The sequence below is a fragment of the Amycolatopsis lexingtonensis genome, from assembly GCF_014873755.1.
Taxonomy (GTDB): domain Bacteria; phylum Actinomycetota; class Actinomycetes; order Mycobacteriales; family Pseudonocardiaceae; genus Amycolatopsis; species Amycolatopsis lexingtonensis.
The window spans coordinates 10,394,392-10,409,751 of record NZ_JADBEG010000001.1 but is presented as its reverse complement, the minus strand read 5'-3'; the positions used below and the strand labels follow the sequence as shown (position 1 = coordinate 10,409,751).

Sequence of the window (15,360 nt, the reverse complement as noted above, 5' to 3'; positions counted from 1 at the left end):
GACCCTGGCGGCCGCTTCCCGAACTCCGCGCGGAACCCGGCGACCCCTGACCCGGCGCTCGCGACACGCCGTGACGGCCTCCTGTGGCCAAGATCATCAAGCCCGGACCGCGGCCGCACCGGGGTGCGCGGAGGCAATACCGCTGCCCCTTCTTTCCGGCAACACGAACAACCCGTCCGCCGGATCGGCCGAATCCACATTCACCCGTTCGGCCCAGTGTGCAAGACGGCGAATACCGCCGCGAAGCCGTTACCAGAGGAAACGCGGGTAACCGCGCCGACGCACTCGGTAAACACCGTTCGCGCCCCGCCGGACAACCGTCCGCCAGCCGGGTCAGCACCACCGAGCTTCCCTGGTTCGTGGTAAAAAACGGACCCTGATCGATTCCGCGGCAACACGGAGGGTGAGGCGAAGACGGGTGACGGCGGCCCCTGTGTCCCATCGTCGTGTCCGCTTCCTCGTCCGGGTCCCCTTTCCTCGCCGACCGTCACTCAGGAGTTCGTGAACCGCCGTGCTGAACAAAGACGCCAACGACGAGTCGGACAAGCCGTACGACAAGTCGATCCGCAAAAGGCTGACCAGGACCGTTCTCATTCCCAGCGTCACACTGCTGGTGCTGTGGATCGCGGTCTCTTCGTACTTCCTCTTCAACGGCGTTTACGTCCGGCTGGTCGCCGCTTCGGTCCGTGAGGTGTCCATCCCCGCGGCCACCGCGCTGGCCGAGTTCCAGAAGGAACGCCAGAGCGCGCTGCAGTACCTCGACGACCCCGCGCTGGGCCCCGGCCGGCTGCAGGCGCAGCAGAAGGTCACCGACGAGAAGCTCGGCACCCTGCAGAACGCGTTCGCCGCGACGATCTCCACCGCGCCGGACGAGATCGCGTCCAAGGTCAACGCGCTGAAGTCCCAGTTCGACCAGCTGCCCGTGCTGCGCTCGCAGATCAGCTTCCGCAGCATCGACCGCGCGCAGGTCAACAACTACTACAACGGCGTGATGGACACGGCGTCGAACCTGTTCGACACCCAGGCCCGCATCGTGCCGGACGCCGAAGCCGCGACCGGCGGCATCACCGCGACCTCGGTCTTCCGCGCCGGTGACGCGATGTCGCGCGAGACGTCGCTCGTGTCGACGGCCTTCTCGGCCGGCACCTTCGCCCCCGACGACTTCGTCCAGTTCGCGCAGCTGTCCGGGACCTACCGCGCGCGGCTGGCGCAGATCGAGCCGTTCCTCGACGACACCGTCCGCGACCGGTACCGGGCGCTGGCCAAGAGCACCGCCTGGCAGCAGCTGGCCACCGCCGAGCAGGCGATCGTCAAGCACGGACCGTGGTCGCCCAGCGAGCAGAACACGGTGCCGGTGTCCGAAACGGACTGGCTGAACGCGACCACCCAGGTCGCCCAGGGCCTCAACGACCTGGCCATCACCCAGGCGGACAAGGTTTCCGCGGCCGCGATCGACTCCGGTGACGCCCAGCTGCGCAACGTCATCATCGGCAGCATCCTGGCCCTGCTCGCGTCGCTGGCGGCGATCATCGTCGCCGTGCGGGTGTCGCGCTCGCTCGTCGACCGCGCGCTGATGACGCGCCTCGCGCGGCTGCGCAACGACTCGCTCGACCTCGCCCGCAACCGGCTGCCGAACATCGTGGAGCGGCTGAAGAACGGCGAGTCCGTCGACCTCAAAGAAGAGCTGCCGCAGCTCGACCACGGCCGCGACGAGATCGGGCAGGTGGCGGAGGCGTTCAACACCGCCCAGCTGACCGCCGTCAACGCCGCGGCGAGCGAGGCGAAGGCCCGCAGCGGCGTGCACAACGTGTTCCTCGGCATCGCGCACCGGAACCAGGTCCTGGTGCACCAGCAGCTGCAGATCCTCGACGAGATGGAAGCGCGGGAAGACGACTCGACGCAGCTGGCGTCGCTGTTCCAGCTCGACCACCTCGCCGCCCGCGCCCGCCGGACCACCGAGAACCTGATCATCCTGGGCGGCAAGCAGCCCGGCCGCCGCTGGCGCAAGCCGGTCGCGCTGATGGAGGTCCTGCGCGCGGCCGTCTCGGAGACCGAGCAGTACGCGCGGGTCCAGGTGGAGCAGGTCGCCGACGTCGCCATCGTCGGCGCCGCGGTGGCCGACACCATCCACCTGATCGCCGAGCTGGTCGACAACGCGACGTCGTTCTCGCCGCCCGGCTCGCCGGTCGAGGTGACCAGCCGCATGGTCGCGCGCGGCGTCGTCGTCGACGTGTCGGACCAGGGCCTCGGGATGAAGGACGGCGTCCGCGAGTGGGCGAACTCGATGATGGCGGAGGCGCCCGAGTTCGACGCGATGGCGCTGCGGGCCGACTCCAGCCTGGGCCTGTTCGTGGTCGCGCGGCTGGCGGCCCGGCTCGGCATCACCGTCACCTTCGACCCGTCCCGCTACGGCGGCCTCCGCGCCACCGTGCTCATCCCGGGCCAGCACCTGGCGGGTGAGGACACCGCCGGGACCGGCGAGCCCGGCAGCTCCCCGGCGGAAACGACCGCGGTCCTCGCCCCGGTGGGCGCCCCCGCCGGGCGGGCCGCAGAAAGCTCGCTCGGTTCCATGGACTCACCCAGCTCGTTCACCGGCCAGATCCCGATGAAGCGAGAGACCAAGCCGAGGCCGTACCCGGCGCGGGCGCTCACCCCGCCCGAAGCCCTGCCCTCGGTGCCGGCCGCGGTGCCGGAGCCGGAGCCGCAGCCGGCGCCCGCCGCTGAGACCGCCGCCGCCGCGCCGCGCCCGGCCGACGACCGGCCCCGGCTGCCCCGGCGTGAGCCCCAGCAGAACCTCGTCGCCCAGCTCGAGGCCGAACCGGACGACAGCGACGACGACGTCGTGGCGCCCGGCGAAGGCACCGCGCGCACGCTGGCGGCGTTCCACAAGGGCACTCGCCGCGGCCGCGGGCCGGACGAAGCGTAGTTCCCGACCACACAACGGAAAGTCCACACAGGAAAGTCAGGGTCTGACGTCGAATGAACGAGTACGGGAACCCCAAACCCGATCTCAACTGGCTGCTCGACGACGTGGTGAGCCGCGTGGTCGGCGCGCAGAACGCGATCGTGCTGTCCGCCGACGGGCTGCTCATCGGCAAGTCGGCGGGCATGAGCAAGGACGACTCGGACCAGCTCTCGGCCATCGCCTCCAGCTTGCAGAGCCTCGCCAAGGGGGTGAGCAAGCAGTTCAACCGCGGCCCGGTGCTGCAGAACATGATCGAGATGGAGCGCGGCTACCTGTTCGTCTCGGCGGCGGGCCAGGGTGCCTGCCTCGCCGTGCTGGCCGCGGACAACGTCGACGTCGAGATGATCGCGTACGAGATGAGCCGCCTGGTGAAACGGGTCGGCGACTACATGGCGTCCGCGCCGCGCGAAGCGGCGCACGTCCTGCGGGAGGCCACGTGAGCTCGGACGACGGCTGGTACGACGAGGCCGCCGGGCCGCTGGTCCGGCCGTACACGATCACGAGCGGCCGGACGCCGGCCGACTCCGCGCGGCTGGACCTGTCGACGCAGGTGATGACGCTGCGCTCGGAGCAGGAGCCGGTCGGGCTGGGCCCGGAGCACGTGGCGATCGTGCAGCTGTGCCGCCACCCGGTTTCGGTCGCCGAGATCGCGGTGTACGTGAAGATCCCGCTGGGGGTCGTGCGCGTGCTCGTCGGCGACCTGATCGAACGCGGTCTCGTGATCACGCGCTCCCCCACCCACCACCCGGCGCAGTCGCCGGACCTCGAAACACTCCAGGCGGTTCTCGATGGCCTCATCAAGTACTGACGGCACCGGGGCCGACCTGGTCCCGACGCCGGTCAAGATCATCGTCGCCGGCGGGTTCGGCGCCGGGAAGACCACGATGGTCGGTTCGGTCAGCGAGATCCCGCCGCTGACGACCGAAGAGGTGCTCACCGAGGCGAGCGCCGGGATCGACGACCTGTCCGGTGTGGAACGCAAGACCACCACGACGGTCGCGCTCGACTTCGGCCGGATCACGATCTCGCCGCGGCACGTGCTGTACCTGTTCGGGACGCCGGGGCAGGCGCGCTTCTGGTTCATGTGGGACGACCTGGCGCGCGGGGCGATCGGGACGGTCGTGCTGGTCGACACCCGGCGGCTGGAGACCAGCTTCGCCGCCATCGACTTCTTCGAGCGCCGGAAGATCCCGTTCGTCGTCGCGGTGAACTGCTTCGACAACGCGCCGCGCTACACCGCCGACGAGGTCCGCGAGGCCCTCGTGGTCCCGGACCGCGTGCCGATCGTCATGTGTGATGCGCGTGACAGGGATTCCAGCAAGCTCGCGTTGATCCGGTTGGTGAAGCACGCGATGACCGTTGTGCCCGCGCGGGTCTGAGACCTGCGCGTTGTCCGTTCGGTGTCCAGTGCGGACTCGCCGGTGTCCGATGTGTCCCTCCGTGTCCGCGGCGGACACCGGCGTACCCACATGGCGCAATTGGTTGCACCACCCGGGTGCAGCTTTTTAGTTGAGCAAGCATCCAACTGATAGCATCCGTTCGTGATCAGTCGAGTGCCGGACTTTCCTGAATATATAAGGGAAAACTATCCAGCACGGGGCCGTCTCTTCGGTGACTTTCTGTGCGGGCTCTGGGCTACCGCCGGTGAAGCGCTCGGGGTGCCGGTGGAACAGTCCGTCCGGACGACCAGGGCGCTGCGCGCCGCGCTCCCCCGCTGGGCGCACGATCGGATCGGGCTCGTGCCCGCGCACCCGTCCTATGTAGCGGACGACGGGTTCCCGGCCGAGATGTCGGTGAACTGGTCCGGCGGCGACCCCGAACTGCGCATTCTGTTCGACAGCCTCGGCCACGACGTCGTCTGGCCGGGGGACGGCGGGCTCGTCACCCGCCGGCTGGACCGCGTCCACGAGACGTTCACCCCGCGGGCGGGCCGCCCGGCTCCCGCGCCGGTGTGGCATTCGATCGCCTGGCGCCCGCCGTCGAGGATCGTCCACAAGACCTACTTCGGGCTCTACGAGTGGCCGCACGCGCACCGCGAAGCCGCTGTCGCGGAGGCAATGGACCGGCTCGGCATGGGCGTGGCCTGGGACGACACCCGCCGCCGCGTCGAAACCGTCGGCGGGGAAAGGGAAATCGAGTTCTTCGCGGTCGACCTGGCCGACGAAGCCGAAGCCAGGGTCAAGGTCTACTACCGCAACCACGGCGCCGGTCTCGCCGAGGTCAACGACGTCGCTTCGGTGGCGCTGAGCCACGACGCCACCGCCGCGGCGGCCGCGTACCGCACGCTGGCCGGCGACCGGCCCGACGCCGGTGAAGCCGCCCTGAGCTGCCTCGCGTTCCGGTCCGGGGTGGACCGGGCCGCGGAAGCGACGACGTACCTGCGGCTGCCCGATCTCACGTCCAGTGACGAAGAAGCCGTTGAGCGCACGGCGGAACTGCTGCACCGCGAAGGCGTCGACCCCGGTCGCTTCCGCCTCCTCACCGCCGCACTGGCACCGGGACCGCTGCCCGGTACGCGCGTGCTGGAGCTGGTGAGCTACCGCACAGCGGGCCGCCGCGGCGACGTGACCACGTACTTCCGGTTCCCCGTCTACGATCGGGCGCTCGCGCCTGTTGATCTTGGTTAGCGGTCCCGGAAGGATGATCTCCCGCAGCACCGAGGTAAGGAGCCGATCGTGACCCAGCAGGACGTCGAGCGCGTCGCCCGGCACAACGAGCAGCGGCAACGGGAATACGAGTCCTCGGACCTGATCCGCCTGCTGTCCGACGAGACGACGCCGCCGGAAACCCGGAAAGCGGTGCTCACGTACCTGCAGCCGTGGTCGAACGCCTTCCAGCGGATGATCAGCGCTCGGGTCAGCTTCGAGAGCGACCCGGAACTGCGGGCGCTCGCCTTGGAGCACCAGCAGGAAGAGGTCGGGCACGACAAGATCCTCGCCCGCAGCCGCGCGGAGGACCGGCAGCAGGTCTGGGACCCGGTCATCGAAATGGGCGCCTCGTGGTTCGTCGACCAGTTCGCGATCCTGCCCGGCGTGCAGCGCGCGGTACTGGCGCACCTGGCGCTCGAGGCCGGCAGCCTGGTGTTCAGCCAGGCGGGCACGAAAGCGTTCCCCGAGGACGAATACTTCGAGCTGCACGACGAAGCCGACGTCGAGCACCTCGAGATGGGGTACGAACTCCTGCGGCGGCGCGGGGACTGGACGGACGACGCGGTGATCGCGGTCCTCGACCGGGCGTGGCAGGTGATCGGCGTGGTTTCCGACCGCATCGCCGAATGCGCCCGCCGCGATACGGTGGCGGCATGACCACACCTGATCCCGCCGACGCGGCCCGCGCGATCGCCGCCGAAGCCGCCGAGGCCTACCGGGAAGCGTTGGGAGAGCGCCTGATCGGCGCGTACCTGCTCGGCAGCCTGTCCTACGGCGGCTATTCCGCGGCGGCCAGCGACATCGACCTGGCCCTCGTCCTCACCGACGTCTCCGAGGGCGACCAGGTCGCACCGGTGACGGCCGAGCTGCAGGAGCGGAGCCCGGTGCACCGCAAGCTGTCGGTGTTCTGGGCTTCCCTCCCGGCTCTGCGCGAAGGCCGCGACGACGGCCGCTTCCCGGCACTGGACCGCTTGCAGCTCGCCGACCACGGCGTGCTCCTGGTCGGCGAAGACGTCCTCGCCGAAGTAGCCCGGCCGGCCGCTTCGGAGATGTTGTCGGAGAGCGCGGCTTTCGCGATCGCGGTACTGGCGACCGACGAGGTGGCGGCCGAGTTCCGCGAGCCCCGCCGCCTGCTGGCCGACAAGGTGTGGTTCACGAAGGCGGTGCTGTTCCCGGTCAGGTTCCTTTATTCGGCAACACTTCCGACCGGCCGCGCGGCGAACAACGACGAAGCGATCGAGTGGTTCCTGTCCCAGCCGGACACTCCGTCGGCGTCGCTGGTGAAGCTGGCGGAGCGGGTCCGGGCCGGCCACCCGCTGGAAGCGGAGGAGGCCCGCCCGGAGCTGCTAGCGGGCCTGGTTCCGTTGTACCGCCACTACATCGAGGCGGAGACGAAGCGCCTGCGCGACACCGGCGCGCCCGCCGAACTGGTGACGGCGTTCGAAAACTGGGGCGACCGCCTGGCCTGACGACAGCCGGTGCCGTGCCGTCCACACCGGACAGCACGGCACCGGTGCCGGTCAGTGGATCTGGACGTTCCCGCCGTCGATCGTCCCGCCGGTCCCGGCCGAGTAGCCGTTGGCCAGGAGCAGCTCGAAGCGGTCACCGGTGCCCGGTTCGCCCGCGTCGACGAGGTGCAGCCGGAACCCGTACGGCACACCGGCGACGACGGCGTGGCCGAACACGTACGCGTCCGGACCGGACACCGAAATGCCGGTGATGTCCGAGGTGTGGATGTCGATCCCGCGATCGTGGTCGTTGAACTCGAGCGTCCCGCGCGGCCCTTCCTTGCGCTGCATGAACTCGAACCCGGCGGTCGCGAACCCACCGGGCACCGCGATCCGGACACCACCGGTGATCTTACCCGGCTGCGAGGTGACGAAGGCCGGGGCTACGGCGCTCGTCCCGCACTCGGCGACCGTGATCGTCTTGACGACCGCGAACTTCCCGTCGAGCGAGGTGAGGTCCGGGTCGGTGGTGAAGACGCCGTCGGGCAAGGTCAGCGTGACCCGGTAGGTGCCGGGCAGTAGCCCGGGCACGGTCGCGGTCCCCGACGCGGTCCGCGGGGCCGGCGGATCGTTCGCGAGCACACCCGGAACGTCCACTTCGTCGACGCGGATCGCGACCCCGTCCGGCGCGGTGACCGCGATGGCACCGAGGCAGACGTTGCCGAAGTCGACCCCGCCGGCGACCTGCCCGCTGGTCACGGTCACGGTCGTGCTCCCCGAGGACGGCGTCGTCCGCCGCCACCCCGGCTGCTGCCGCTCGCGGACGGTGTAGGTACCCGGCCGCAACCCGGCGAAGCCGAACTTCCCGTCGCTCCCGCTCACCGCGCTCGGCCCGCCGTCGAGGTCGAAGGTCCAGTTCGCCAGCCCGGGATCACCGGCACCGCTGCCGTCGGCACCGTGGTCGTCGAACTTCCGCCCTTCGATCGCCGCCGGCCGGTAGTTCCCGAAGTCGTTGCCGCCGAAGTGCGCTTCCCCGACCCCGTAGCCGACGGTGACGGGATCCGGCGCGTGCGACTGCACCCACCCGGGCTGCGACCGTTCGGCCACGGTGTAGGTCCCGGCACCGATCGGGAACCGTTGGGCGTCCAAGGAGAAGGAGTACGCGCCGCCGGCCTCCGTGACGGTCGTGGCGACCACCGCCCCGTGGTAGGAGAGGTCGATCGTCCAGCCGGCGAGCCCGGGTTCGCCCGCTTGCCGGACGCCGTCGCCGTTGACGTCCTCGTACTTCGTCCCGCTGAGCACCGGGACCGGACCGGCACCGCCGTGGTTCCAGTTGCCGCAGGCGACCCCGATGAACGCGCCGTTCCAGTACTTGACGTGGATCTGGCCGGCGCCGATCTCGTCGTAGATCTGCTGGTTGCCGTCGCGGACGGCTGGGCAGAGACCCCCGGTGTTCCCGGTGCACGCCTTCCAGTTTTCGTGCGGCCGGTCGATCGCGACGATCGGCGCCCAGAGCATGAAGTTCCGGTCGAAGCCCGCCTGCGCGCCGTAGAACTCGGTGACCGCGGGCTGCGCGAATTGCTCGTGGGAAATCGAATTGCCGGCACCGACGTCGTAGACGTAGGTGGATCGGTAGGTGCTCGTGGTGATCATCGCTTGTTCGTCGGGCCAGAGCACCGTCGCCGACGCCACCGGCGCGAGCCCGAAAACGGCCACTGCGGCGACGCAGAAAACCACCACCGGACCGCGGATCATCGCGGATAATTTCCGTACCATGACAGCCCTTCCCCTGGCACGCCAGGATTTCCGATCTGTCGAAGGCCGGGGACGAGCCGTCGCGCTGCCGATCGTCACCGCGTTTTCGCGGCGCCAAGGCAGGGTCGCGCGCACTCGGTTCCTTGTTACGGGAACCGGGATTCTTTCCCCCTCACGACTGCGGCGTCGGCACCTGCGGATTCCGGGCCGCCCAAGCGGCCACCTGCGCTCGCGAATCGAAACCCAGCTTCCGCAGGATCCGGTTCACGTGGCCTTCCGCCGTACGCCGCGAAATGACGAGCCGGTCCGCGATCTCCTGGTTCGAACGGCCGTCCGCGATCAGGAACGCGACTTCGCCTTCCCGGTCCGTCAACGGCGTCGGCCGCGCCGGGTCCGTCGTCTCGGAGCGGGACGGGCCCGTGTCCCCGAGTGCGTAGGCGATCGCCTCTCGCAGGCCGAACTCGCGGCCGCGCCGCACCGCCGCTTCGAACGGTCCGTCGCCCAGCGCGCGCCTGGTGCGCGTTTCGCATTCGCCGTGCGGGGCACCGAAATACCGCGAGCCGAACATCGGGAAGCCGACCGTCTGCCAGATCGGCTGCGCCGACCCCAGCATGACCGCGGCCGGCTCCCAGCGTTCGCGGGCGGCCTCGGTCCACGCCAGCGCCTCGATCGCCAGCACGATCCCGAGCAGGTCGTGGAACGTGCTCTTCACGCGCAGGCAGTCCCGCCCGTGTTCGGCCGCCCGGTCGAAGTCGCCGCGGCCCAGCGCGACCAGGGCCTGCGCGTAGATCGCGTACGCGTGCGCCCACTGCTCGCCGTGCTCGGCGCCGGTCGCGCACGCCTCTTCGCACAGCCGGCCCGCGCGGTCGAGGTCGCCCAGGAACACCGAGGCGATCGCCAGCTCGATGCCGGCCAGCATCACGTTGCTGTTGAGCTCGCCGAGCTGCCGGTAGCGGGCCTGCGCCTCTTCGAACAGCGTCTTCGCGTCGCCGACGTCGTCGCCGACCAGCAGGTTGCAGCCGAGCCGGTGCGTCGCGTAAGCCAGCGCGACCTCGTCGCCGGTCCGCCTCGCGTAGGCGCGGCACTCCTCCAGCATCGCGACCGCGGCGGCGTTGTCACCCTGCAGCGTCGCGATGTACCCGTTGACGCACAACGCCTTCGCCCGTTCCTCGTCCGGCTCGGCGGCGAGGGTGAGCGCGCGGTCGAGCCAGTGGCGGCCTTCGCCGAACACCCCGCAGCCCGCCCAGTAGAACCAGAGCGTCGAGGCCAGCCGGAGACCGGTCCGGAGTTCGCCCGGCTCCGTCAGGCTGTAGTCCAGTGCGGCCCGCAGGTTCGCGTGCTCGAGGCGGGTCCGCCGGAAGATGTCCGCCTGCTCCGGACCGAACCACGCCCGTTCGCTCCGCTCGGCGACGTCGAGGTAGTAGTCCCGCATCCGGCGCAGCACCGGCGCCGTCTCGCCGGACCCGGTCAGCTTTTCGCGGCCGAACTGCCGCAGCGGTTCCAGCAGCCGGAACCGCTGCCGGTCGCCGTCGGCCTCGCGGATGAGCACCGACTTCTCCACGAGCCCGGCGAGCCGGTGCCGCAGTTCGGCGGCGGGCAGCCCGTCGCCGGCGCAGACGCGCTCGGCGGCCGCCAGGTCGAAGCCGCCTGGGAACACCGACGCCCGCGCCCACAGGTGCCGTTCGGCCGGGGAGCACAGCGCGAAGCTCCATTCGACGGCGGCGCGCAGCGTCTGGTGCCGCGGCTCACCGCCGCGCTTCACCGTGCGCGGCAGCCCGAAGCAGTCGTCCAGCCCGGCTTCCAGCTCCGCCAGCGTCAGCACCCGCAGCCGGACCGCGGCCAGCTCGATCGCCAGCGGGATCCCGGCGAGCAGGCGGCAGATCGAGCCGACGCGGTCCTGGTTCTCCGCCGTGACCGCGAACGCCGGGTCGACCGCGGCCGCGCGTTCGGCGAACAGCGTCAGCGCCGGGTAGCGCAGCCACGCCCCGCCGGCCAGCGGGCGGCCCGGTTCCGGCACCGGCAGCGGCGAGACCGGCCACAGGTGCTCCCCCACCAGCGCGAGCCGTTCCCGGCTGGTCGCGAGCAGCCGGAGCCCGGGCGCGGCCCGCAGCAGGTCGTGGGCCAGCACGGCGCAGGCGTCGAGGAGGTGCTCGCAGTTGTCCAGCACCACCAGCGTCCGGCGCTCCCGCAGGTGCTCGGCGAGCACGTTCGCCGGGTTCCGGCCGGTTTCGTCGTGCACGCCCAGCGCCTCGAGCACGGTGTGCGCCACGAGGGCCGGGTCCTGCAGCCCGGCGAGTTCGACCAGCCAGACGCCGTCGGGGAACGCGCGGGACAGCCCGGCGGCGGTCTGCACGGCGAGCCGGGTCTTGCCGACCCCGCCCACGCCGGTCAGCGTGACCAGCCGCGCCCGCGTCAGCAGCTGCTTGACCTCGGCGACGTCGGCCTTGCGTCCCACGAAACTCGTGGTGTCCGCAGGCAGGTTGCCCCTCTCGCACCCCGTGCCGGCCTTGCCCACCCGTGAACCGTAAGGAGGACGCCACGCACCGGTCAATGCGAACACGCGGGCGTCCCTCGGAGGTTGCAACGCGGCACGGGCGTCAGGCGTCGGGGATTCCGTACAACGTCGGCGCGTCGCCGCCGTGCATCGCGGCCAGGCTCGTCCGGCAGGCCTGGCGGACGTCGCGGTTCGCCGCCGAGCCTGCCTGACCGCAGCGCGGGCAGAACAGGTGCACCGCGCCGGGCGGGGTTTCGTCGACGGCCACGTCGACCGGGCATTCGCAGCGGCGGCACCACCGGTGCCCGGTGGCGATCAGGACGTGCAGCGGGTCGCCGACGCACTGGTGGGTCCAGCACCGGTGCACGTAGCAGGTGCTGCGGGTGTGCGGGCTGAGGCCGTGCTCCTCGGCGGTGTCCTCGGCGGCCAGGATCGCGGCCAGCCGCCGGTCGGGGAGGTCGGCGTAGCGGTCCCGGCCGCGGCCGGGAGAGGGGGCCGGCCGCGCCTCCGGGACGTCCGAGGGGGTGACGACCCGGAGGAGGGGACGCGGCCGGCCGTGCACCATGGGTTCCGAACCTCCTGCGGACTTCTGCGGCACGTCGAGACTGCTCCGGACGCACCACGCACCACACCCGTACAAGTACCCGACTCCATACCTGTCCGGATCACCGAACGCACCCGCCGGGCTACTTCCCGCAGTCGCGGCGGTCGCCACCGCGGCGCGCGGCGAGTAGGCTTTGGAGCCCACTCAGTGGTGGTGCCGGGAGCCGACGTCATGACCAACTCCGAGTTCGACTTTCGCCGGGCGATCCCCGACCGGCCCGGTCCGCGGGACATCGAGCAGCTGGAAGCGCAGACCAGAGCGTTGCGGGCGGTCGACTACCGCAGCGGCGGCGGCATGTGCCGCGACGCGGTGCTCGTCCGGATCCACCTCGGGCACGAGCTGCTCCGCGCGTCCGTGGCGGAGCCGCTGCGGACGCGGCTGTACGCGGCGGTGGCCGACCTGCACAACCTGGCCGCGTGGGCGAGCTTCGACAGCGGGCACGTCGGCGCCGCGCACCACCACCTCGACCTGGCGCTGAGCCTGGCCGAGCACTGCGGGCAGGACGACCTGGCCGCCAACATCCGCTACCGGCGCGGCCGGATCCACCTGCACCACGGCGCCGCCGACGAGGCGCTGGCCCAGTTCCAGCACGGCAGGCTGGCGGCGCGCCGATCCGGCTCGGCGCTGGCGGCAAGCATCCTCAGCGCGAACCAGGCCTGGGCGTACGCCGAAAAGGGCGACGAGCAGCTCGCGCTCGGCCTGCTCGGCCGGGCCGGCGAGGAGTTCGAGGCGGCGGGCCCCGGCGAACCGCCGGACTGGGCGCGGTTCTTCACCGAGACCGACGTCTCCGCGATGGTCGGCACGGTGCACACCGAGCTCGCCGTGCGCATCCGCCCCCGCCGCGCCCGGGCCGCGATCGCCGCGCTGACCGCCGCGGTCGCGCGCTACGGCCAGGACATGGCCCGCAGCCGCTCCTTCTGCCTGGCCATGCTGGCCACCGGCCACCTGATCGAGGGTGAGCTGGAGCGCGGCGCGGAGATCGGCACCGAGGCGGTCGACACGGCCGAGACGCTCAAGTCCGTCCGCACCAAGGACCGCCTGCGGCCGCTCAAGCTGGAGGCGGAGAAGCACCGCGACCACACCGACGTCCGCGCGCTGGCCGAGCACATCACGGCGTTCGCGGTGAGCTCGACGCACGTCTAGCGCAGGGTCAGCGGCGTTTCGGACTCGACGCGGGTGAGCTTCTCCGGGTTGCGCACGTAGTAGAGGCCGGTGATGCGCCCGTCCTCGACCCGCACGGCCATGACGCCGTCGAGCTCGCCGTCGAGGCGCAGGGTGAGGGCCGGGTTCCCGTTGACGACGCTGGCTTCGGTGGTGAGCGCGGCGTCGTTCTTGGCGATGCCGCCGAGCACCAGGCGCGCGAGCCGGTCGGCCCCGGTGACCGGCCGCGGCACGGCCTGCTTGACGCCGCCGCCGTCGCTCATCAGGACGACGTCCGGGGCGAGGACGTCGAGGAGTCCCTGCAGGTCCCGGCTCTCCAGGGCGCGCTGGAACGACTCCAGCACCGCCCGGGTCTCGCGCGCGGAGACGGTCTCGCGCGGGCGCCGCGCGTCGACGTGCCGCCGCGCGCGGTGCGCGATCTGCCGGACGGCCGCGGGGGTCTTGCCGACGGCGGCCGCGATTTCGTCGTACCCGAACTCGAAGACCTCGCGCAGCACGAAGACGGCGCGTTCGGTCGGCGCGAGCGTTTCGAGGACGAGCATGAGCGCCATGGACACGCTCTCGGCGAGCTCGACGTTCTCGGCGACGTCCGGGGTGGTGAGCAGCGGTTCCGGGAGCCAGGGGCCGACGTAGGCCTCCTTGCGGCGCTTCATGGTGCGCAGCCGGTTGAGCGCCAGGCGCGTCGTGATCCGGACCAGGTAGGCGCGCTCGTCGCGCACCTCGGCCGGGTCGACGTCCGCCCACCGCAGCCAGGTTTCCTGCAGCACGTCCTCGGCGTCGGCCGCGGACCCGAGCATCTCGTAGGCGACGGTGAACAGCAGGTTCCGGTGGGCGACGAAGGTGTCGGTGGCGTTCATGGTCGGCTCCTTTTCCCGGTCGCGGTCAGACCGCGAACCGCCCCCAAGCGACGAACACGGCCACGGCGAGGTAGGCGAGGTTCAGGAAGGCGAGCCGCGCGCTGCCGTGCCGGACGTGGGTGATCATCGCACCGATCATGAGCAGCACCCAGCAGACGGCGGTCACCGGCACGAGCACGGGCGCGACCCCGGTCAGCGGGGGCAGCACCAGCCCGGCGGCGGCGAGCAGTTCGAGCACCCCGAGCCCCTTGACGAACCCGGGCGCCGCCTCGGCGGTCCACTCCCCGCCCCGCGCGGCGGCCAGCTTCGCCTGGGGCAGGAAGGCCTTGCTGACACCCCCGGCGAGCGCGACGAGGGCGAGCGTTCCGGCGGCGATCCACAGTGCGACGTTCACGGCGGTCCCTTCTCTCGGCTGGTTCGGCCTCAAGACACCGCAGGGTGGACGGCTGTGACATCGCATGACGTGGATCACTCGTCAGTCCGCGTTCGCGGGGAGTCAGCGCGGGTGGTTCATCCGCGCGGGGTCCGGACGCCGCCACGGCCCTGGAGTGACCCAAGCCGTGGCGGCGACCGGCGGGACGCCGCCGCTTGTGGCGTCCCCCGCCGGCGGACCTCAGGTGACCCGCCGGCAGACCGGGACGTCGCCCACTTCCCGTGCGAGCAACAGAGAACGGCCGCTCCGGCTCCAGGAGGTAGGTTGGAGCCGGAGCGGCCGTCCGATGCGGGGCCATTTGTCGGCGGCCCGGAAAACCGGTGTTACTTGTTGGTGCCCGGGGTCAGCACCTTGTCGATCACGAAGACCGTGGCGTTCTTCGTGGGGATGTTGCCGCACAGGATCTTCGCGCCGTTGACGGTCATGTTCTCGCCCGAGCCCTCGATCTTCAGCGGGCCGCCGGCGGCGTTGAGCGAATCCAGCGAACCCGCGGACGCAAGACCCTTGGCGTCGTAACGCTTGCCCACGACGTGGTACTGCAGGATCGGCGACAGCTCGGCCGGCTTGCCCGCCAGCTCGTTGAACTTCGCGTCACCCAGCGCGGCGAACGCCGGGTCGGCCGGCGCGAACACCGTGATCGCCGGAGCACTGTTGAGCGTGTCGACCAGGTTGGTGGCCTTGACCGCCGCCACCAGCTTGGTCAGCAACGGGTTCGTCGACGCGGCCGACGCGACCGGCTGCGGGCCCATCGAGTCCAGCGAACCGGGCGCGGAACCCTGCGGCAGCTGGGAACACGCCGGACCGAACACGTCCGCGTTGGTCGTCACACCGTCACCCGAACCGGAGGCCATGCTGGAGGACGGCGCGGCCATCGACGACGACGGGGCCGGGGCGCTGGAGCTGCCCGACGAGGCGGTGTCACTGCTGCCACACGCGGTCAGGGTCAGCGCGGCGGCCGCGGTCAGACCGATACCGGCAATACGAAGGTTACGCAC

The 15,360-nt window shown here is 71.2% G+C and carries 14 protein-coding genes; 8 read left to right on the top strand and 6 right to left on the bottom strand.

Annotated features, from left to right (window positions below; genetic code table 11):
* Positions 1-511 precede the first annotated feature (511 nt).
* From H4696_RS47910 to H4696_RS47880, 7 genes are all read left to right on the top strand, one after another.
* On the top strand, positions 512-2,926 hold the full coding sequence (locus tag H4696_RS47910; RefSeq protein ID WP_086861082.1) for a sensor histidine kinase: 2,415 nt from the start codon (positions 512-514) through the stop codon (positions 2,924-2,926).
* 53 nt (positions 2,927-2,979) lie between these two features.
* Complete coding sequence (locus H4696_RS47905; RefSeq protein ID WP_086861080.1) at positions 2,980-3,405, top strand: roadblock/LC7 domain-containing protein; 426 nt, start codon at positions 2,980-2,982, stop codon at positions 3,403-3,405.
* On the top strand, positions 3,402-3,773 hold the full coding sequence (locus H4696_RS47900) for a DUF742 domain-containing protein (RefSeq protein WP_086861078.1): 372 nt from the start codon (positions 3,402-3,404) through the stop codon (positions 3,771-3,773). Before H4696_RS47905 ends, H4696_RS47900 begins: the two co-directional genes overlap by 4 nt.
* Positions 3,754-4,344, top strand: a complete 591-nt coding sequence (locus H4696_RS47895; protein WP_192782941.1) for a GTP-binding protein — start codon at positions 3,754-3,756, stop codon at positions 4,342-4,344. The genes H4696_RS47900 and H4696_RS47895 overlap by 20 nt, the downstream gene beginning before the upstream one ends.
* A 285-nt stretch (positions 4,345-4,629) precedes the next feature.
* Complete coding sequence (locus tag H4696_RS47890; RefSeq protein ID WP_249027024.1) at positions 4,630-5,592, top strand: hypothetical protein; 963 nt, start codon at positions 4,630-4,632, stop codon at positions 5,590-5,592.
* 48 nt (positions 5,593-5,640) lie between these two features.
* Entirely contained in the window at positions 5,641-6,270 is a 630-nt protein-coding gene (locus H4696_RS47885; protein ID WP_086861076.1) for a hypothetical protein, read from the top strand.
* Complete coding sequence (locus tag H4696_RS47880; protein WP_192782940.1) at positions 6,267-7,082, top strand: hypothetical protein; 816 nt, start codon at positions 6,267-6,269, stop codon at positions 7,080-7,082. Before H4696_RS47885 ends, H4696_RS47880 begins: the two co-directional genes overlap by 4 nt.
* Before the next feature lie 51 nt (positions 7,083-7,133).
* Here H4696_RS47880 and H4696_RS47875 read toward each other — a convergent pair whose 3' ends face one another.
* The 3 genes from H4696_RS47875 to H4696_RS47865 form a co-directional block, all read right to left on the bottom strand.
* Positions 7,134-8,816, bottom strand: a complete 1,683-nt coding sequence (locus H4696_RS47875; RefSeq protein WP_158104343.1) for a post-COAP-1 domain-containing protein — start codon at positions 8,814-8,816, stop codon at positions 7,134-7,136.
* Positions 8,817-8,988: 172 nt separating this feature from the next.
* Complete coding sequence (locus tag H4696_RS47870; RefSeq protein WP_211299727.1) at positions 8,989-11,271, bottom strand: ATP-binding protein; 2,283 nt, start codon at positions 11,269-11,271, stop codon at positions 8,989-8,991.
* Between the two features lie 142 nt (positions 11,272-11,413).
* Positions 11,414-11,875: a hypothetical protein gene (locus H4696_RS47865; protein ID WP_225440284.1), complete on the bottom strand. Its 462-nt coding sequence runs from the start codon at positions 11,873-11,875 to the stop codon at positions 11,414-11,416.
* Between the two features lie 210 nt (positions 11,876-12,085).
* Between H4696_RS47865 and H4696_RS47860 the strand changes: the two genes are divergently transcribed.
* Positions 12,086-13,057, top strand: coding sequence for a tetratricopeptide repeat protein (locus tag H4696_RS47860; protein ID WP_143265156.1), 972 nt, complete (start codon positions 12,086-12,088; stop codon positions 13,055-13,057).
* Here the strand turns inward: H4696_RS47860 and H4696_RS47855 are convergent.
* The 3 genes from H4696_RS47855 to H4696_RS47845 form a co-directional block, all read right to left on the bottom strand.
* Entirely contained in the window at positions 13,054-13,932 is an 879-nt protein-coding gene (locus H4696_RS47855) for an RNA polymerase sigma-70 factor (RefSeq protein ID WP_086861824.1), read from the bottom strand. The genes H4696_RS47860 and H4696_RS47855 overlap by 4 nt on opposite strands.
* Positions 13,933-13,957: 25 nt before the next feature.
* Positions 13,958-14,326: a DoxX family protein gene (locus H4696_RS47850; protein WP_086861823.1), complete on the bottom strand. Its 369-nt coding sequence runs from the start codon at positions 14,324-14,326 to the stop codon at positions 13,958-13,960.
* A 362-nt stretch (positions 14,327-14,688) separates the two neighbouring features.
* Positions 14,689-15,360 (bottom strand): fasciclin domain-containing protein, encoded by a 672-nt coding sequence (locus H4696_RS47845; RefSeq protein WP_086861828.1) that lies wholly within the window; start codon positions 15,358-15,360, stop codon positions 14,689-14,691.

Excerpts from the sequence above, each read along its gene's own strand:
- H4696_RS47855 (WP_086861824.1), bottom strand. The coding sequence starts at position 13,932 with ATGAACGCCACCGACACCTTCGTCGCCCACCGGAACCTGCTGTTCACC.
- H4696_RS47865 (WP_225440284.1), bottom strand. The coding sequence starts at position 11,875 with ATGGTGCACGGCCGGCCGCGTCCCCTCCTCCGGGTCGTCACCCCCTCG.
- H4696_RS47905 (WP_086861080.1), top strand. The coding sequence starts at position 2,980 with ATGAACGAGTACGGGAACCCCAAACCCGATCTCAACTGGCTGCTCGAC.
- H4696_RS47895 (WP_192782941.1), top strand. The coding sequence starts at position 3,754 with ATGGCCTCATCAAGTACTGACGGCACCGGGGCCGACCTGGTCCCGACG.
- H4696_RS47875 (WP_158104343.1), bottom strand. The coding sequence starts at position 8,816 with ATGATCCGCGGTCCGGTGGTGGTTTTCTGCGTCGCCGCAGTGGCCGTT.
- H4696_RS47860 (WP_143265156.1), top strand. The coding sequence starts at position 12,086 with ATGACCAACTCCGAGTTCGACTTTCGCCGGGCGATCCCCGACCGGCCC.
- H4696_RS47880 (WP_192782940.1), top strand. The coding sequence starts at position 6,267 with ATGACCACACCTGATCCCGCCGACGCGGCCCGCGCGATCGCCGCCGAA.